We start from the raw sequence: 18014 nt of genomic DNA on the forward strand, positions 1-18014 counted from the left end.
ATTGCAACTTTGAGGACAAGGTCTTAGCTTCCGGGCACTTCAATGGCAGGCAAGACTATGGAACTCTCCGGCAAGCGTATTCTCCTCATCATCTCGGGCGGCATCGCGGCCTATAAGAGCCTCGACCTGATCCGCCGGCTGCGTGAGCGCGGCGCGGAGGTGCGGCCGCTGATGACGAAATCGGCGCAGGAATTCGTCACCCCGCTTGCCGTCGGCGCGCTCTCTTCAGGCCATGTCTATACGGAACTCTTTTCGCGCGAAGACGAGCAGGATGTCGGACACATCAGGCTGGCGCGCGATTGCGATCTCGTGCTGGTGGCACCCGCTACGGCAAACCTGATGGCGAAGATGGCGCATGGGCTGGCCGACGATCTGGCGAGCACCGTTCTGCTTGCCACTGACCGGCCGGTTCTCGTCGCGCCGGCCATGAACCCGAAAATGTGGGATGCGGCACCGACGCGCCGCAATGTCGAGGTTCTCAAGCGAGACGGCATTTCCTTCATCGGCCCGATGGCCGGCGAAATGGCGGAAAGCAACGAGGCAGGCATCGGCCGCATGGCCGAACCACTGCAGATCTCAGCCGCGGTGATCGACTTGCTCAATGCGGGCGCAAAGCCGCTTGAAGGCCGAACCGCGATCGTTACCTCCGGCCCGACCCATGAACCGATCGACCCTGTTCGCTACATCGCAAACCGGTCTTCCGGGCGTCAGGGGCATGCAATTGCCGCAGCGCTGGCAAAGCTCGGCGCCAAGGTTACGCTGGTTTCCGGTCCGGTGACGATCCCCGATCCGGCCGGCGTGACCACCGTTCATGTCGAGACCGCGAGCGAAATGCTGGAGGCTGTGACCGCGCAACTCCCCACCGATATCGCAGTAATGGTGGCAGCCGTTGCCGACTGGCGCGTGGTGTCATCCGCCGATCAGAAGATCAAGAAGCAGCCAGGAGAGGCCCCTGCCCCGCTGCAACTGGCGGAGAACCCGGATATCCTGAAAACCGTGGGCCATCATGCCCGACGGCCGAAACTCGTTATCGGCTTTGCGGCCGAGACGCAGAATGTCGAGGCCAACGGCCGCGCCAAGCTGGAGCGGAAGGGGGCCGACATGATCGTTGCTAACGACGTCTCGCCGGAGACCGGGGTGATGGGCGGCAATAGAAACCGCGTAAAGATCATTTCCGCCAAGGGCATTGATGAGTGGCCCGATCTCGCAAAGGATGAGGTGGCCGGGCGACTGGCGGCACTGATCGCCTCCAGACTGCCGAACTGAGACAGGAGCCATGACCATGAACCTGTTCACGAAAAAGGGTTTCGATGCCTTCGTGAAGAGATTGCCGGGAACCTCCTTCGTCGACCAATGGGACAGCCACGTCGCCAAGGTGGGCGACAAGGTGTTCACCCTTCTCGGCGAAGGCGACGAGGCTCGGATCGTGGTGAAATGTTCGGAGGAAAGTTTTGAAATCCTGACGGCGCTCGAAGGGGTCGGCCAAGCTCCCTATTTCGCCAAACGCAAATGGGTGGAGATTCGGGCGAGTGCACCGCTTTCAGAGGAGGAAGTCGTGCATTACCTCACCCGTTCCTACGATCTGGTGGCTGCCGGACTGACGAAGAAACTGCGGCTGGAGCTTGGGATCACGCTACCCGTGGTATGAAGATCAGGCGGCCTCGGCGAGCAGCTTCGGCTGAAACAGCAGCGCCTGCATGCCATCCGGGCAAACCTTGACGGCGCTGCCATCCGGGATTTCCACCCAGGTATCGGCCTCGTCGTTCAAAGGTTCGGAGACGAGGCAATAACCGCTTTTGGCACCTGCCGGGCCGGCCATAGGTGCTGCATAAAGCGTCGGCGGCTTGTGATCGGTGGCGTAACGCACGGCATAAAGCTGCTTGCCGTCAGAGAAACAGGCGGTAAAGCGCACGAGCGCCTCGCCGGATTTTTCCATCGATAGCGCCTCGACCGTGGCAACGGCCTTTTCCATTGCGCCCAGCGGATCGGCATCGAGGCCCAACTGCAGCGCGAGAAGGAAGATCATTTCGCTATCGGTCGTGCCGGTTCGGGCGCTGAACAGATCATCGGAGAGCATGCTTTCCAGGCGGCGGCGAATGCGATCGAAATTGGCGATCTGGCCGTTATGCATGAACGACCAGTGGCCGTGAACGAAGGGATGACAGTTGTCGCGCCGGGTTGCGCCCGTTGTTGCCGCGCGGACATGAGCAAGGAAAAGCGATGAGCGGATCTGCCTTGCGAGGCTTCTCAGATTGCAGTCGGACCAGGCGGGCAGAACGTCGCGATAACGACCCGGCTCAGGCCTGTCGCCATACCAGGCGATGCCGAAACCATCTCCGTTTGTCGCCGTCTTGGCGCGGGTTGCACAATGGGATTGCTCTATGAGGGAATGGGCAGGTGATGAAACAAGCTCTTCCAGATAAAGCGGTTCGCCTCGATAGGCAGCCCAGCGGCACATGGATTTTTTAACTCCGATAGAGATCGCGGCCAAACGTGGCGCATTGGGAGGAGGGTCGGGTTATTCGCCTAATGAAAAGTTAAGCTAACAGTATTCGTGACGGAAATGCGACGGGCGAAACTTCACGTTTTGCAACGCACATTAAGACTGTTGTGTGCCGGCAACGCTTTTCGGCTTACCCGCACGGTACCGTACAGACGGCCCCATTTGCGGCCATTCCGTGGCATCAAGGGTTGCCGATGTTCCACCTCGGCCTAGATACGACTTCATGTCGCAACAAGCAAAGCCACGTGAAGCCCGGGATTCCTCCGGTTTCACACCATCCGGACCAGTGGTTTCGGGTCTTCTCAGAGACTTCGACCGCTGGGCACTGTTTCTTGATATAGACGGGACGCTGATCGATCTGGCAGACACGCCTGATGGGATCATCGTTCCACCGGATCTCCCCACCACTCTTCACACGGTCTCTAAAAAATTCGGTGGCGCTCTGGCGCTGGTAACAGGCCGCGCCCTGCCTTATGCCGACCGGCTTTTCGAACCCTACCGGTTTCCGATCGCGGGCCTTCATGGCGCTGAACGACGGATGTCGGATGGGCTGATAGAGCGCGTCACCACGACACCGGAATTCGAAGTGGTGAAGGAACGCCTTGCGACAGAGGCCGCAGGACTGGACGGCGTGCTGATCGAGGACAAGGGGGCCGCAATCGGCGCGCATTACCGGCAGGCACCGCAACTTCAGGCCGAGCTTGAAGCGCTGATGGAACGCGCCGCCATAGATGCAGGCAGCGACTTCATTTTACAGCGCGGCAAGATGGTGATCGAACTTCGCCCGGCGCAAGCCAGCAAGGGTGAAGCTGTGCGACGCTTCCTCAGCGAACCCTGCTTTGAAGGCCGCTTACCGGTTGCGATCGGTGACGATCTGACCGACGAAGCCATGTTTGCGACCGCCAATGTGCTTGGCGGCCTGTCGATCAGGATCGGCGAGGCGAGCCTGCCTGACGGGAAGACCACGCAGGCGGCGATGCTTATCTCTTCCGCGGCCGAGCTGCGCGATATTTTGGCTGGTCTTTCTCGATAATGCGCCGGCTGTACTTCATCATTGGAAGGAATTTAATTTGAGCCGCCTTGTGGTCGTTTCAAACCGTGTCACCGTTCCCAAAAAGGCTGGCGATGCGCCGGCCGGCGGTCTGGCCGTTGCCCTGCAGGCGGCGCTCGAAGAGCGCGGTGGCATCTGGATGGGCTGGTCGGGCAATTCCAGCGGGGATCGCGAGCCGGAAAAACTGGATGTCCGCGAGATCGGTAACATCACCTATGCGCTGACCGACCTCACCGATACCGATGTCGAGGAATATTACCACGGCTTTGCCAACCGGGTGCTCTGGCCGATCTGCCACTACCGGCTGGATCTGGCGGAATATGGCCGCAAGGAAATGGCGGGCTATTTTCGCGTCAACCGTTTCTTCGCCCACAAGCTGGCGCCGCTCCTCAAGGAAGACGACATCATCTGGGTGCATGACTATCACCTGATCCCGCTGGCGGCCGAATTGCGACAGATGGGCTTCAAGAACAAGATCGGTTTCTTCCTGCACATCCCCTGGCCGCCGGCAGACGTGCTGTTTGCGATGCCGGTGCATGAGCAGATCATGCGCGGGCTATCGCAATATGACCTCGTCGGCTTTCACACCGATTTCGACCTCGACAATTTCGGCGGCGGCCTTGTGCGCGAAGGGATTGGAGAGCGGCTTGAGGGTGGCAAAAAATTCTCCACCTACGGCCGCACCTTCAAGGGCGGCGCTTATCCGATCTCCATCGAAACCGAGGCCTTTGCCAAATATGCGGTGAAGGCATCACGCAATGCGATGGTGAAGAAGGCCAAGGAAAGCATCGAAGGCCGCGATCTCATCATCGGCGTGGACAGGCTGGATTATTCCAAGGGCATTACCCAGCGTATCGATGCGTTCGAACAGTTCGTGCGGCTGAACCCTGCCTATCAGAACAAGGTGACCTATCTGCAGGTCACGCCGAAATCCCGCTCCGAGGTTCCGGAATACGAACAGATGCAGCGAACGGTGGCCGAACAGGCCGGACGCGTCAACGGCGCTCTCGGCCAGGTCGACTGGACCCCAATCCGCTATGTGAACCGGTCCGTGCCGCGACCTCTTCTGGCCGGCCTCTACCGCCTTGCCAAGATCGGGCTCGTCACGCCGCTACGCGACGGCATGAACCTCGTCGCCAAGGAATATGTAGCAGCCCAAGACCCGGAAGATCCGGGCGTGCTGGTGCTCTCGCGTTTTGCCGGTGCTGCCCGCGAGTTGACCGGCGCTTTGCTGGTCAACCCTTACGATATCGAGGGCACGGCACATGCCATCGCCCGCGGCCTCAGCATGTCGCTCGACGAGCGCAAGCAGCGCTGGGAAAAGATGATGAACCATCTTCTGGAATACGACATCAACCGCTGGTGCGACGATTTTCTCAAGGACCTGACGACGGATTGACGGGCATCCGTCCCGCTTGACAGGCGGCCGTACACCGGATTGGTTGGCGGCCACTCAATCTGGCATAGGAGAACCACGATGAAGATCAGCGCACGCAATCGTTTCAAGGGCAAGGTCGTCGACGTCAAGAAGGGCGCAACAACGGCCCATGTGCGCATCGACCTCGGCAACGGCCTGATCGTCACCTCTTCGATCACCAACGAAGCAGTAGACGAGCTCGAACTTACCGTCGGTTCCGACGCCTATGCCGTGATCAAGGCTTCGGACGTGATGGTCGCTATCGACTGATCACATTCGTGGGGCGGAGAGATTCCGCCCCATTCGCCGCCAACAGAATTTCCTCGCTCAGTCGTAAACCTTGAGCGTGTGCTGCTTGAGCGGTTCGGCCAGAATTTCCTTGTGAATCTCGCCAAGCGCCTTGAGATAGGGCTGCGCAAAATGTTCATCCAAGGCTGCCTGATCCCGCCATGTTTCGCGGATGAAGAAGGTGCCGGGTGTATTGATGTCCTCAAGGACTACAAACTGGATGCAGCCTTCCTCGCGTCGCGTGGGCTCGACGATTGCCAATGTCGCTTCGCGAAGCTGGTCTTCCTTGCCGGGTTTGGCGCGAAAGGCAAAAATGGCTTCAATCATGTGATTGCTCCTAAATGCATGAAATAAGGCCCTTCCAAACCGAAGGGTCGGGGCGGTCCGGCATGGGACCATCCCCGCTTAAAGGGAGCCAAGAACCTTGCTTCATTCAAGAGACGAATGGTTGTAAATACGTCAGGGACGGTGCCTTACGCCTGACGGCTCAAGCCTTCTGACAATAATGCGCAGTCGGAGCGTTTACGTCAGTCTGGTAGTCACCGGGCTGCGGCGGCGCGATCGGCTTGAACAGGGTGCGATCCGGCTTCAAATCGATCAGCGGCGTGCTGTCGAGACAATCAAGTCCGCGCACCAGAAGCACATTGCCTTCGACACCTTCCAGCTTGACGATGGAGGTTCCGATCGGGTTCGGCCGGACAGGCGAGCGCAGCGAAAATGTGCCATGCACTTCGCCATTGCTCGCCGGGCTCTGCAGCACCAGATCCCTGCGCGACTGATGAAGCCAATAGAGAATTTCGAGCCGCTCGAAGACCTCGACGCCTTTCAGCGCCGCAACCCATGGCTCATAGATCTCGATCCTGCAAAGCGGCCCGTCATGCCGACCCTGGCGAGGCGTTTCCATGCGGGATGTCCAGGGCGTCGAAATGACACCGATGAAGGTAAGGCCCGCATCAGTCGGCGCTGGCGGCGTCACCGACACCTCGTTCTGACGGATTTCGTTCTCGCGCACCATTCTCAATCTCCTGGTCCAAGACGCGGTGAGCAGACCTTGGAGCTGCCGCCCGGCAGCACGCCCATCACCACCTCGATGTTATAAAGCTGTTTCACCCGCTCAACCGTCAGAACATCCGCCGGGGCCCCGAGCCCTGCCAGACGTCCCTCGTGCAGCATGGCAACGCGATCGGCGACCATGAAGACATGATCGGGATTGTGGGTGGAGAGCACCACCGCCATGCCTTCGCTCGCCAACCGGCGGACATGGCCGAGCACCCGCATCTGGTTGCCGTAGTCCAGACTGGCTGCGGGTTCATCCATGACCAGCACTTTCGGCTGTTGCGCCAAGGCACGGGCAATGAGTGTCATCTGCCGTTCGCCACCCGAAATTTCGGTATAGGGCCGGTCCGAAAGATGCGCCATGCCTAGCCTTTCGAGTGCGGCCGATGCCACCTCGCGATCGGTACGGCCAGGTGCGGAAAAGGGCGCTACCTGTGCCGCACGTCCCATCAGAACGACATCACGCACGGTGAATGGAAACAGGGCGGCATGCGCCTGCGGCACATAGGCGATGCACCTTGCTCGCTCTTTTCGATCGAGTGTTTCGAGCGGCGCGGTATCGAGAAAAACCTCTCCGCCGAGTGGAGCCAAAAGGCCGAGCATGGTCTTGAACAAGGTCGTCTTGCCGGCACCGTTGGGCCCGAGCAACGCCAGAACCTCGCCGGGGCGCAAGATCAGGCTGACGCCGCCGCCGACCTGGCGAGTGCCGTAACCGAAGGCGAGATCACGCAGCTCCAGCATCAGGACCAGCCTCTCTTGCCGGATGCGAGCAGCCAGAGGAAGAACGGCGCTCCGACGACGGCGGTCAGGATACCGAGCGGGATTTCGGCCAGCGCCACGCTGCGCGCCAGGGTGTCGACGACCAGCATGTAGCCGCCGCCAAGCAAAAGCGCGGCGGGCAGAAGCCGGCGGAAGTCCGGGCCGACCAGCAATCGCGCGACATGCGGGATCACCAGACCAACCCATCCGACGATACCGGCAATCGACACGGAGGCGGCCGTGATCAGCGTTGCACCGAAAATCAGCGCCAGACGCATCAGTCTGGTATCGACACCCAGCGTCTGAGCCTCTTCATCGCCCAGTGTCATGACATTCATGCGCCAGCGCAGAGCCACAAGCGGCAGAAGACCGATGACCATGGCCGGCAGGATGGAGCCGACATCAGCGCGGGTAACGGCCGTGAGGCTGCCAAGCAGCCAATAGGTGATGGCCGGCAGCTGGTCATAGGGATCGGCAAGGATCTTGACCAGTGAGATACCCGCGCCGACGATGGCACCGATCGCGACGCCGGCCAGGACCAGCGTCAGCACAGGGTCACGGCCGCGCACGGCGGCTCCCACGCCGTAAACGGCTGCGACGGCCAGCAGCCCGCCGAAAAAGCTCATGAGCTGGATGACAGGCACCGGCATTTTCAGGAAGATGGCGAGCACTGCGCCGAGACTGGCACCTGCAGACACGCCGAGAATATCCGGAGAAACGAGCGGATTGCGAAACAGGCCCTGATAGGTGGCACCGGCCGCAGCCAATGCCGCACCGATCAGTAGGCCCGCAATCACCCGCGGCAGACGGACATTCCAGATCACCGTCTGCTGGATCGGATCGACATCCGGCTGACCACCGGTCAAACCGGCAAAGAGAACGCGCAGGATAGCCGAGGGTGGCACCGAATATTTGCCGATCGCCATCGAGGCCATCGCCAGCACGGTTACACCAAGGATGCCGAAGACGACCAGCTTCCGGTTTCCGCGATCAGGATCTTGCGCGCTGTTCATCAGTGCTTTTCGATCGCGCCCTTCAGAAGGGTATCGAGCTGAGCATCCGTGACCTCGACCTGATAGAAGAGCTTGAAGAATTTCTGCACATCCGCCTTCAGGTCCACGTCAAAGGTTTTGGGATAAAGCAGCGCTTCCAGCCAGCGGATGCCGATCAGGCGATTGATGCCGGGGGGCGAGTCGAACCAGCCGAAGGGAAGCGATGGTGCGGCAAACACCTTGCCATTTTTGACCGCCGCAACGCTTGCCCAGGATGGATCGTTCTTTACCGCGGAAATGAATTTCGGGCTGGCACCGAGGATGATTTCCGGGTTCCAGCCGAGCACCTGCTCCAGCGAGACATTGGTGAGCCCGCCCTTGCCGGCAGCGGCCGCGACATTGGTGGCGCCGGCAGCTTCGAGGATCTCGAGGTTGATCGAGCCGGAAAGCCCCGTCTCCAGCCCTTCCGGGCCACGGCCATAATAGACCTTCGGCCGTTCGCCGGCCGGCACTTTGGCAAGCCCCTCGCCCAGATCCTTCAGCGTGGTTTCGGCATAGGCCGCAAGCTCTTCTGCACGCGGCGTAACGCCGAGCAGCTCTCCGACCTGGCGCAGTGTTTTTGCCGAATTCGCAAAACTGCCGTCAATCAACACGTAGGAAATACCGGTCTGCTGCTGCACCTTGTCGGCCAGCGAAATATAGGTCGGGTTGACGGAGCCGACATCGATGATGAGATCGGGTTTTGCCGCGATGACCGCCTCCATATTGGCGGTGCCGCCCTGGCCCGTCAGTCGACCATAGGTCGGCAGATCACGGACGGAGGGGAGCAGGAACTGCTTTTCCTCACCGCTCGGTTCGCGCACCCAGCCGGTCAGCTTTTCGGGCGCGAGCACATAAACAAGAACGGAAGCCGGAGGACCGGCAGTCAGGACACGGGTGACATTGTCCGGAATCTCGACAGTGCGGCCACCCGCGTCGGTAAATGGCCGCGCCCAGACGGAGGTGCTACAGATGGACAGAAAGGCAATGGTAACGGCGCTGATCAGCTTCAGCATGATGGGCTCCCCCGAACAGAATGGAACCCAGTATGGCACTACGAGATATCCGATGGAATATCTCGTAGTGAAGGAGATTGCCTAAATCGATCAGGTGTGACGGAAGGTGCGGGCCACTTCCATTGCGGTAATCCGGGCGATAAAGCTCAATAATGTTCCAGCTAGAGCAGACAGCAACATTCGAGCAGATCATCAAGAAAAGCCGGTTTCTGGCGATCGCGCTCCCGATCGCGACCGAAGAGGAAGCGAAGGCGGCGATTGCTGCCCATGCAGAGGCCGGCGCCAACCACAATTGCTGGGCATGGCGGATCGGGGCGGCCTATCGGTTTTCCGATGACGGAGAGCCGAGCGGCACGGCGGGAAAACCGATCCTGGCCGCAATCGACGGCCAATCTTTGACCAATGTCGTGGTGATCGTGACCCGGTGGTTCGGCGGGATATTGCTCGGCAGCGGCGGTCTGGTGCGAGCCTATGGCGGCACGGCGGCCGCATGCCTGAGAAGCGCTCCGATGGTGGAGCTGAAGCCTTCCGTGGAAGGTCACGTGCGGCTCGACTTTTCGGATCTGGCGCGCGTCAAGGCGCGGCTTCAGGCGATCGTCGACCTCGGCATCGCCGAGGAGCAGTTTACCGCAACCGGGGCCGACCTCGTGCTTCGCGTACCGGAAGCAGAGGTCGAGGCCGTGTCGCGGCTGATTTCCGACCTCACCAGCGGCAGGTCGGAGCTGAAGATCGATTGATCGGGATCACGCCGCCTTTTATCACGCTGCCTTGGCGACGTGATATTCCTTGATGGCGGCCATCTTGATCGACGGATAACGCTCAGCTTCATAACGCAGCGAAAACGCATCCTGGGCCAGGAATACCGGATCGCCATCGAGATCGCGGGCGATATCACCGCGCTTGACGGTGAGGAATTTCTCCAGATCCACCTTGTTGTCCGACGAAATCCAGCGGCAGACAGAGAAGCGCGACATTTCGAAAGAGACCGGCAGGCTGTATTCCGCTGAAAGCCGCTCCTTCAACACGTCGAGCTGCAGCGCGCCGACGACGCCGACGATGGCAGGCGAGCCATCTTCCGGCTGGAAGAGCTGCACGACGCCTTCTTCCGCCATCTGCTGCAGGGCTTCCTTGAGCTTTTTTGCCTTCATCGCATCCCCCAACCGCACGCGGCGGAGAATTTCCGGCGAGAAGTTCGGGACGCCCTGGAAGACCAGCGACTCGCCTTCGGTCAGCGTGTCGCCGATACGAAGCGTGCCGTGGTTCGGAATGCCGACCACGTCGCCGGCATAGGCCGTATCGGCAATGTGGCGCTGCGAGGCGAAAAAGAACTGCGGCGCGGTGAGGCCGAGCTGCTTGCCGGTGCGGGCAAGCCTTGCCTTCATGCCGCGCTCCAGCTTGCCGGAGCAGATACGCGCAAACGCGATACGGTCGCGGTGGTTGGGGTCCATGTTTGCCTGGATCTTGAAGACGAAGGCCGTCATCTTGTCTTCGGCGGCATGGACGGTGCGGATATCGGCCACCTGGTCGCGCGGCGGCGGGGCGAAATCGCCGAGCGCATTGATCAGGTCACGCACACCGAAATTGCGCAGTGCCGAACCGAAGAAGACCGGCGTCATATGGCCTTCGAGGAAGGCCTGGCGGTCGAACGGGCGGCAGGCTTCAAGCGCCAGCTCCACCTCTTCGACGAAAGCGGCGCGCTCGTTTTCCGGCAGGCGGTCCATGACGGCCTGCGGGCCGTTGACCGAGATCGCCTCTTCGCTATCAGGACCACGCACCTTGTTTTCGGCAAGATGATAGGAGCCGCAGAAGCTTTTGGAGCGGCCGATCGGCCAGGTGATCGGAGCGGTATCCAGCGCCAGCTTCTCTTCGACCTCATCGAGAATCTCGAAGATGTCGCGGCTTTCGCGGTCCATCTTGTTGACGAAGGTGATGATCGGGATGTCGCGCATGCGGCAGACTTCGAAAAGCTTCAGCGTACGCGGCTCGATACCCTTGGCGGCGTCGATGACCATGATGGCAGCATCGACCGCCGTCAGCGTGCGATAGGTATCGTCGGCGAAGTCTTCGTGACCCGGCGTATCGAGGATGTTGAAGACCTTGTCATTGTATTCGAAGGTCATCACCGAGGTAACGACCGAAATGCCGCGCTCGCGCTCGATCTTCATCCAGTCGGACCGCGTCTGGATGCGATCCTTCTTCGCCTTGACCTCACCGGCGAGCTGAATGGCACCGCCGAACAGAAGCAGTTTTTCGGTCAGCGTCGTCTTGCCCGCGTCCGGGTGGGCGATGATCGCAAATGTACGGCGGCGAGAAACCGCCTCTGCCAGAGTTTCGGCCATGTCAGCAACAATCCTTCGAGTTGCCGCGTATCTAGCGACTTAGTGGATAAGTTTCAATTCGTGTTTGACCTCGGCAGCCGTGACCGGGCTAATGGAATGATGAACGCTCACACCCCGTCTTCCCCCAAGCTCAATCTCGTCCGCCTGCCGAATGGCGATGGCCTGGATCTTCCCTCCTATGAAACCACCGGTGCCGCCGGCATGGATTTGCGTGCTGCGGTGGCCGAAAACGAACCGATGACGCTGGCTCCAGGCAAGCGCGCTTTGGTGCCGACAGGCTTCATCTTCGAGGTCCCTCCAGGTTTCGAGGCGCAGATCCGTCCGCGCTCCGGCCTTGCCTTCAAGAACGGCATCACCTGCCTCAACACGCCCGGCACGATCGACAGCGATTATCGCGGCGAGGTGAAGGTGCTGCTGATCAATCTCGGCGAAGACGATTTCGTCATCACCCGCAGCATGCGCATCGCCCAGATGGTTATTGCGCCGGTGACGCAGGTGCAGGTAGCCGAAATCAGCGAAACGACGGAGACCGTACGCGGTACCGGAGGTTTCGGCTCGACCGGCGTTTGACTTGATCGACGCAAGGGCGTGGCGCCAAACGGCGCGCGCCGACGTTGACGGCTATCAAGATTGCTTCAACTGCAGCATGGCTTTGCGCCAGGCCCGTCATCGATAGAAGGATATTTCGCCTTTTTTTGATGTCCCGAGACGAAATCGTCCTCGCTTGTTGCCCCTTCGAACACTATTTTTCGACCAACTGTTCTAGTGGAGAAACGACAATGTCGGTGAACAAACCGGGCCGTGGCCGCATCTATTCCTCGATCACCGAGACGATCGGTGACACGCCACTCGTAAGGCTGGACAAGCTGGCGAAGGAAAAGGGCGTGAAGGCCACGATCCTCGCCAAGCTCGAGTTCTTCAACCCGATCGCATCGGTCAAGGACCGGATCGGCGTTGCGATGATCGAAAGCCTGGAAGCACAGGGCAAGATCACTGCCGGCAAGACCACGCTTGTCGAGCCGACCTCGGGCAATACCGGTATCGCGCTTGCCTTTGCGGCTGCCGCCAAGGGTTACAAGCTGATCCTGACCATGCCGGAAACCATGTCCGTAGAGCGTCGCAAGATGCTGGCGCTGCTTGGTGCGGAACTGGTTCTGACCGAAGGCCCGAAGGGCATGAAGGGCGCGATCGCCAAGGCGGAAGAACTTGCCGCAACGCTTCCGGATGCGATCATTCCGCAGCAGTTCGAAAATGAGGCCAATCCGGAAATCCACCGCAAGACGACGGCCGAGGAAATCTGGAACGATACCGACGGAAAGGTGGACATCTTTGTTGCCGGCATCGGCACCGGCGGCACGATCACCGGCGTCGGCCAGGTGCTTAAGGGCCGCAAGCCTGACCTGAAGGTCATTGCCGTCGAGCCGAAGGAATCGCCCGTTCTTTCCGGCGGCGAACCCGGTCCGCACAAGATCCAGGGCATCGGCGCGGGCTTTGCGCCAAAGATCCTCGATACGAAGATCTATGACGAGATCGTCACGGTTGCGAGCGCCGACGCTCTGGAGACGGCCCGCCATGTGGCCGCTCTCGAAGGCGTGCCGGTCGGCATTTCCTCCGGTGCAGCTCTGAAGGCAGCCATCGAAGTGGGCAGCCGCCCCGAAAATGCCGACAAGACGATCGTCGTCATCATCCCGTCCTTCGCAGAGCGTTATCTTTCGACCGCGCTGTTCGACGGACTGGGCGGCTAGAGCATTTCCGGACGCAAAACCGGTTCCCAGTTTCGCTGGAATTGCTCTCCCCCTCCCCTCAAGCCGCTGCGATGGCCAGCAGCTCGCTGGCCATGCGGTAGGAAATCGCCTCCGCCAGATGCAGCCGGCCGACGGTCGGCTTTCCGTCGAGATCGGCGAGTGTGCGGGCGACTTTCAGAACCCGATGATATCCGCGAGCGGAGAATTTCAGTTTCTCCGCCGCATCCCTCAGCAGTTGCAGGCCGGACGCATCAGGCTCCGCCACCTTCTCGATCAGTGCGGTCGAGCAGCGCGCATTGGTGAGCGGCCCCGACAGGCCCGCCGCAAGATAACGATCCTGCTGCAGTTCTCTCGCTGCATAAACGCGTTTGGCGACGTCGGCGCTGCTTTCGGCAGGCGCAGGCCGGATCAGGTCCGATGCGGACACCGCCGGCACGTCGATGCGGATATCGATACGATCCATCAACGGCGCGGAAATGCGGGCCTGATAATCCGATGCACAGCGCGGTCCGCGGGCGCAGGAATGACCGGGTTCACCCGCCATTCCGCAGCGGCAGGGGTTCATCGCCGCGATGAGCTGGATACTGGCCGGATAGGAAACACGGTGATTGGCGCGGGCGATGACACATTCGCCGGTCTCCAGCGGCTGGCGCAGGGCATCCAGTACCTGCGGCGAGAATTCAGGAAACTCGTCGAGAAACAGGACACCGTGATGGGCAAGCGACGCCTCGCCCGGTTTTGCCCGCAGGCCGCCGCCGACAAGTGCCGCCATGGTGGCCGAATGATGGGGCGTGCGATAGGGTCGGCGATCCGAGAGTTTTCCGCCTGAAAGCTGGCCGGCGATCGAATGGATCATCGAGACTTCCAGCAGTTCGGCTGCCGAAAGCGGTGGCAGGATGGAGGGAAGCCGGGCCGCCAGCATCGACTTGCCTGATCCTGGAGGACCGACAAAAAGCAGATTATGTCCGCCAGCCGCCGCGACTTCCAAGGCCCGCTTGGCGCTTTCCTGCCCCTTGATCTCGGCCAGATCCGGCAAATTGGCCGGGAGTGCCCGAATGGCGGGCTGTGGCCTCGAGATGACCTGAGTACCGCGAAAATGATTGGCGAGCGCGATCAGGCTGCGCGGGGCGATAATATCGACATCCGGTCCGGCCCAGGCCGCTTCCGATCCGCTATCTGCAGGGCAGATCAAACCTTTGCCGACGGCATTGGCGCTGATCGCTGCGGGAAGCGCGCCGGCGACGGCCGCCAGCGTGCCATCGAGGTTCAATTCGCCGATGACGACATGATCGGAGACCGCATCTCCCGGAATGGCACCAAGTGCCGTCATCAGGCCGAGTGCGATGGCCAGATCGAAATGGGAGCCTTCCTTGGGCAGATCCGCCGGCGCGAGATTGACCGTCACCTTTTTCGGCGGCATGGCGAGGCCGGAGGCATGGAGTGCGGCCTGTACCCGCTCGCGACTTTCTGCAACCGCCTTGTCCGGCAGGCCGACGATATGCATGCCCATCTTGCCCGGGCCGACCATGACCTGAACGTCGACGGGAACGCCTTCTATGCCCTGGAATGCAATGGTACTGACGCGTGAAACCATGCCAATCGCTCCCACAGATCATGTCCGGAACGACTGCCCTGCCCCACGGCCTGCCTTCGCGCCACCACAACCATAAGCTGACACGGCGCAAGAATTAAAACAAGAACAAAAATCGAACAAACGAAACAAAAAAGGCGCCCGGTCAGGCGCCTCTCCGTCACATCGAAGACTAACCTCAGTTGAGCTTGGCTTCGATCGCATCCCACATCAGGCTTGCGACATCGGCGCCGCCGAATTTCTTCACTTCGCGGATGCCGGTCGGCGAGGTCACGTTGATCTCGGTCATGTAGTCGCCGATCACATCGATGCCGACGAAGATGAAGCCGCGCTCGCGCAGGGCAGGTCCGATGCGGGCGCAGATTTCCTTTTCGCGGGTCGTCAACTCGGTCGGCTCGGCGCGACCGCCAACGTGCATGTTGGAGCGGCTGTCGGTTTCGGCCGGGACACGGTTGATTGCGCCGACCGGCTCGCCATCAACGAGCAGGATGCGCTTGTCGCCCTTGCGGACCTCTTTCAGATAACCTTGGGCGATATAGGGCTCGCCGCGATACATCTGGCCGAACATTTCCAGAAGCGAGGTGAAGTTGCGATCATCGCGGGCGGAATGGAAAACGCCGGCGCCGCCATTGCCGTAAAGTGGCTTCAGGATGATGTCGCCCAGCTCCTGGCGGAAGGCGGCGATTTCTTCCGGATCACGCGAGATCAAGGTCGGCGGCATCAGGTCGGCGAATTCGGTGACGAAGATCTTTTCCGGCGAATTGCGCACCCAGGCCGGGTCGTTGACGACGAGCGTCTTCGGATGAACGCGCTCAAGAAGATGGGTCGAGGTGATGTAACCCATGTCGAAGGGCGGATCCTGGCGCAGAAGCACGACGTCCATCTGAGAGAGATCGACGCGCTGCTTTTCACCAAGCGTGAAATGGTCACCCTTGATGTCGCGAACCTGCAGCGGCTCAACCGCCGCAAAGATCTTGCCGTCGCGCATGGTCAGGCGATCGGGCGTGTAATGGAAAAGCTCGTAGCCGCGGGATTGGGCCTCCAAGGTCATTGCGAAGGTGGAATCGCCAGCAATGTTGATGCTGGAAATATGGTCCATCTGGATTGCGACCTTGCGAACATGCGCCATGAGTTTCGTCCCCGATAAAGATGCCGCCTGAATTTGGGCTTGCCTGATTTAGGATGGCATAGGCCCGAAAGCAATGCGGCCGGGAACAATCCCGGCCGCACAGATCAAACTCGCATGGATCCGGCGCTTCAGGCGACCGGCTCGGCCACTGCGGCGACTGCCGTTGCGGGCGCACGCACATCCAGACGCCTGCCTGTCTCGGCGTCGAAGAAATGCAGCTTCGACGGGTCGATCGAAAGCCGCATGCTGTCCGTGATTTCGGCTTCGCCGGACAGCGCAATCGTCACGGCCTGATCGCCGACCAGACCGTGGGCGAGACGCTGCGAGCCGAGTTCCTCGACATATTCGACGGTGAAGGGCATGCCTTCGGCAGACGATACCACGCGCAGGTCTTCGGCGCGCAGGCCGACGGTTACGGCACCGGAGGTCGGCGCGTAACCGTTGAGCGAAATCTGCGACGGGCCGATGGCGAGCCTGTCGCCCTGCAGCTCCGCCTTGACAAGGTTCATGGCCGGAGAGCCGATGAAGCTAGCCACGAAGGTTGAGGCCGGGGTGTGATAGACATCCAGCGGCGAACCGACCTGCTCGATCTTTCCACCGTTGAGGACGACGAGACGATCGGCAAGCGTCATCGCTTCCAACTGGTCATGGGTGACGTAGATCGAGGTCGTGCCGAGGCGGCGCTGCAGGCGCTTGATCTCGCCGCGCATGGAAACGCGCAGCTTGGCATCGAGGTTCGACAGCGGCTCATCGAAAAGGAAGGCCGCGGGCTTGCGGACGATGGCGCGGCCCATGGCAACACGCTGGCGCTGACCACCGGAAAGCGCGCGCGGCTTGCGATCCAGATACTGGGTGATTTCGAGCATGCGGGCGGCCTCGGCTACGCGAGCATCGATCTCGGCCTTCGGCGTCTTGCGGTTCTTCAACCCGTATTCGAGGTTCTGGCGCACCGTCATATGCGGGTAGAGCGCATAGTTCTGGAACACCATGGCGATGTCCCGGTCGGCGGGTTCGACCTCGTTGACCACGCGGTCACCGATCTTCACCGTGCCTTCGGAAATGGCCTCAAGGCCTGCGACCATGCGCAGAAGCGTGGACTTGCCACAGCCGGAAGGGCCGACGAGGACGATGAACTCGCCGTCCTTTATGTCGAGGTCGATATCGGTGACGGCACGGACGCCGCCGTTATAAATCTTGCCAACGCTGCTGATGTCGATCGCGGCCATTGTCGTTTTCCTTACTTGTCGCTTTCGGTCAGGCCCTTGATGAACCAGCTCTGGAAGATCACCACGATTGCCACGGGCGGGAGCATGGCGAGAACCGCCAGGGCGAATGCCTCGTTGTAATCGGGGATGTTCGAGCCGACCCAGACCTGAAGGATGGATTTGATGCCGCGCATCAGCGTGAAGAAGCTCTCGTCGGTCGTCATCATCATCGGCCAGAGATACTGGTTCCAGCCATAGACGAACATGATGATGAAGATCGCGGCGATCATGGTGCGCGAGATCGGCACCAGAATGTCGATGAAGAACTTGAACGGACCTGCACCATCGATTCGAGCCGCTTCCAGCAGTTCTTCCGGCACGGACTTGAAGAACTGGCGGAAGTAGAAGGTGCCGGTGGCCGAGGCCAGCAAAGGCACGATCAGGCCGCTATAGGTGTTCAGCAGCCCGAGATCCGACATGACCTGATAGGAGGGCATGATGCGCACTTCGAGCGGCAGAAGCAGGGTGGTGAAGATCACCCAGAAGGAGAGTGTCGCCATGGGGAAACGGAAATAGACGATGGCATAGGCGGCCATCATCGACAGGAGAATCTTGCCGATGGCGAAACCGACACCGAGGATCAACGAGTTCATCACCATGCGAGCGCCGGTGATATCGCCGGTAAAGCCGCCCTTCTGCGTCAGCACCTTTTCGTAGGTGGCGATGAAGTTGTCGCCCCAGGCGAGCGACAGGCCATTCATGTGAATGTCAGCTGCCGTGTGGGTGGACGTCATGAAAGCGACCACGACCGGCATGCAGAGAAACAGCGAGCCGAGGATGAGGACGAGATGATCGGAAAACTTGGTGCGATACATGGTCTGTCC

19 protein-coding genes are annotated in these 18014 nt (G+C 60.6%); 8 read left to right on the plus strand and 11 right to left on the minus strand.

Annotated features, from left to right (window positions below; all coding sequences use genetic code 11):
- Positions 1 to 57 precede the first annotated feature (57 nt).
- Both coaBC and HNQ72_RS13875 read left to right on the plus strand, forming a co-directional pair.
- Positions 58 to 1266, plus strand: a complete 1209-nt coding sequence (gene coaBC, locus HNQ72_RS13870) for a bifunctional phosphopantothenoylcysteine decarboxylase/phosphopantothenate--cysteine ligase CoaBC (protein WP_183993135.1) — start codon at positions 58 to 60, stop codon at positions 1264 to 1266.
- A 16-nt stretch (positions 1267 to 1282) separates the two neighbouring features.
- Positions 1283 to 1648: an MmcQ/YjbR family DNA-binding protein gene (locus HNQ72_RS13875; RefSeq protein ID WP_183992781.1), complete on the plus strand. Its 366-nt coding sequence runs from the start codon at positions 1283 to 1285 to the stop codon at positions 1646 to 1648.
- A 3-nt stretch (positions 1649 to 1651) separates the two neighbouring features.
- Here the strand turns inward: HNQ72_RS13875 and HNQ72_RS13880 are convergent, their stop codons facing one another.
- Entirely contained in the window at positions 1652 to 2458 is an 807-nt protein-coding gene (locus HNQ72_RS13880) for a class II glutamine amidotransferase (RefSeq protein WP_183992782.1), read from the minus strand.
- Between the two features lie 268 nt (positions 2459 to 2726).
- Here HNQ72_RS13880 and otsB point away from each other — a divergent pair, with 268 nt between their 5' ends.
- The 3 genes from otsB (at position 2727) to HNQ72_RS13895 (ending at position 5241) form a co-directional block, all read left to right on the plus strand.
- Complete coding sequence (gene otsB, locus HNQ72_RS13885; RefSeq protein WP_183992783.1) at positions 2727 to 3536, plus strand: trehalose-phosphatase; 810 nt, start codon at positions 2727 to 2729, stop codon at positions 3534 to 3536.
- A gap of 37 nt (positions 3537 to 3573) precedes the next feature.
- Complete coding sequence (gene otsA, locus HNQ72_RS13890; protein ID WP_183992784.1) at positions 3574 to 4953, plus strand: alpha,alpha-trehalose-phosphate synthase (UDP-forming); 1380 nt, start codon at positions 3574 to 3576, stop codon at positions 4951 to 4953.
- 78 nt (positions 4954 to 5031) lie between these two features.
- Positions 5032 to 5241 carry a TOBE domain-containing protein gene (locus tag HNQ72_RS13895; protein ID WP_112507101.1) on the plus strand — a complete coding sequence of 70 codons (210 nt, stop codon included), beginning with the start codon at positions 5032 to 5034 and terminating at the stop codon, positions 5239 to 5241.
- Positions 5242 to 5298: 57 nt separating this feature from the next.
- Here the strand turns inward: HNQ72_RS13895 and HNQ72_RS13900 are convergent, their stop codons facing one another.
- From HNQ72_RS13900 to HNQ72_RS13920, 5 genes are all read right to left on the minus strand, one after another.
- On the minus strand, positions 5299 to 5586 hold the full coding sequence (locus tag HNQ72_RS13900) for a putative quinol monooxygenase (protein WP_183992785.1): 288 nt from the start codon (positions 5584 to 5586) through the stop codon (positions 5299 to 5301).
- Positions 5587 to 5746: 160 nt separating this feature from the next.
- Positions 5747 to 6274, minus strand: a complete 528-nt coding sequence (gene tsaA, locus HNQ72_RS13905) for a tRNA (N6-threonylcarbamoyladenosine(37)-N6)-methyltransferase TrmO (protein ID WP_183992786.1) — start codon at positions 6272 to 6274, stop codon at positions 5747 to 5749.
- A gap of 2 nt (positions 6275 to 6276) precedes the next feature.
- Entirely contained in the window at positions 6277 to 7059 is a 783-nt protein-coding gene (locus tag HNQ72_RS13910) for an ABC transporter ATP-binding protein (protein ID WP_183993136.1), read from the minus strand.
- A complete protein-coding gene (locus HNQ72_RS13915; protein WP_183992787.1) occupies positions 7056 to 8087 on the minus strand; it encodes a FecCD family ABC transporter permease in 1032 nt (343 codons plus the stop codon). Before HNQ72_RS13915 ends, HNQ72_RS13910 begins: the two co-directional genes overlap by 4 nt.
- A complete protein-coding gene (locus HNQ72_RS13920) occupies positions 8087 to 9121 on the minus strand; it encodes an iron ABC transporter substrate-binding protein (RefSeq protein ID WP_183992788.1) in 1035 nt (344 codons plus the stop codon). Before HNQ72_RS13920 ends, HNQ72_RS13915 begins: the two co-directional genes overlap by 1 nt.
- 152 nt (positions 9122 to 9273) lie before the next feature.
- On the opposite strand from HNQ72_RS13920, the gene HNQ72_RS13925 reads away from it, so the two are divergent.
- Positions 9274 to 9858, plus strand: a complete 585-nt coding sequence (locus HNQ72_RS13925) for an IMPACT family protein (protein WP_183992789.1) — start codon at positions 9274 to 9276, stop codon at positions 9856 to 9858.
- A gap of 21 nt (positions 9859 to 9879) precedes the next feature.
- Here the strand turns inward: HNQ72_RS13925 and HNQ72_RS13930 are convergent, their stop codons facing one another.
- Positions 9880 to 11460: a peptide chain release factor 3 gene (locus HNQ72_RS13930; protein ID WP_183992790.1), complete on the minus strand. Its 1581-nt coding sequence runs from the start codon at positions 11458 to 11460 to the stop codon at positions 9880 to 9882.
- Positions 11461 to 11559: 99 nt separating this feature from the next.
- Here HNQ72_RS13930 and dut point away from each other — a divergent pair, with 99 nt between their 5' ends.
- Together dut and cysK are read left to right on the plus strand one after the other, a co-directional pair.
- Positions 11560 to 12030, plus strand: a complete 471-nt coding sequence (gene dut, locus HNQ72_RS13935; RefSeq protein ID WP_183993137.1) for a dUTP diphosphatase — start codon at positions 11560 to 11562, stop codon at positions 12028 to 12030.
- A gap of 209 nt (positions 12031 to 12239) precedes the next feature.
- Positions 12240 to 13205 carry a cysteine synthase A gene (gene cysK / locus HNQ72_RS13940; RefSeq protein ID WP_183992791.1) on the plus strand — a complete coding sequence of 322 codons (966 nt, stop codon included), beginning with the start codon at positions 12240 to 12242 and terminating at the stop codon, positions 13203 to 13205.
- A 58-nt stretch (positions 13206 to 13263) separates the two neighbouring features.
- Here the strand turns inward: cysK and HNQ72_RS13945 are convergent, their stop codons facing one another.
- The 4 genes from HNQ72_RS13945 to HNQ72_RS13960 form a co-directional block, all read right to left on the minus strand.
- Positions 13264 to 14799, minus strand: coding sequence for a YifB family Mg chelatase-like AAA ATPase (locus HNQ72_RS13945; RefSeq protein ID WP_183992792.1), 1536 nt, complete (start codon positions 14797 to 14799; stop codon positions 13264 to 13266).
- Between the two features lie 175 nt (positions 14800 to 14974).
- On the minus strand, positions 14975 to 15925 hold the full coding sequence (gshB, locus tag HNQ72_RS13950) for a glutathione synthase (RefSeq protein WP_183992793.1): 951 nt from the start codon (positions 15923 to 15925) through the stop codon (positions 14975 to 14977).
- 128 nt (positions 15926 to 16053) lie between these two features.
- Positions 16054 to 17151 carry a sn-glycerol-3-phosphate import ATP-binding protein UgpC gene (locus HNQ72_RS13955; protein ID WP_183992794.1) on the minus strand — a complete coding sequence of 366 codons (1098 nt, stop codon included), beginning with the start codon at positions 17149 to 17151 and terminating at the stop codon, positions 16054 to 16056.
- 11 nt (positions 17152 to 17162) lie between these two features.
- The gene (locus tag HNQ72_RS13960) at positions 17163 to 18005 is read right to left on the minus strand and encodes an ABC transporter permease subunit (RefSeq protein ID WP_183992795.1); all 843 of its coding nucleotides are present in this window, start codon (positions 18003 to 18005) and stop codon (positions 17163 to 17165) included.
- Positions 18006 to 18014: the final 9 nt, after the last annotated feature.

The sequence above is a fragment of the Aliirhizobium wenxiniae genome (genome assembly GCF_014201355.1).
In the GTDB taxonomy this organism is placed as follows: Bacteria; Pseudomonadota; Alphaproteobacteria; order Rhizobiales; family Rhizobiaceae; genus Neorhizobium; species Neorhizobium wenxiniae.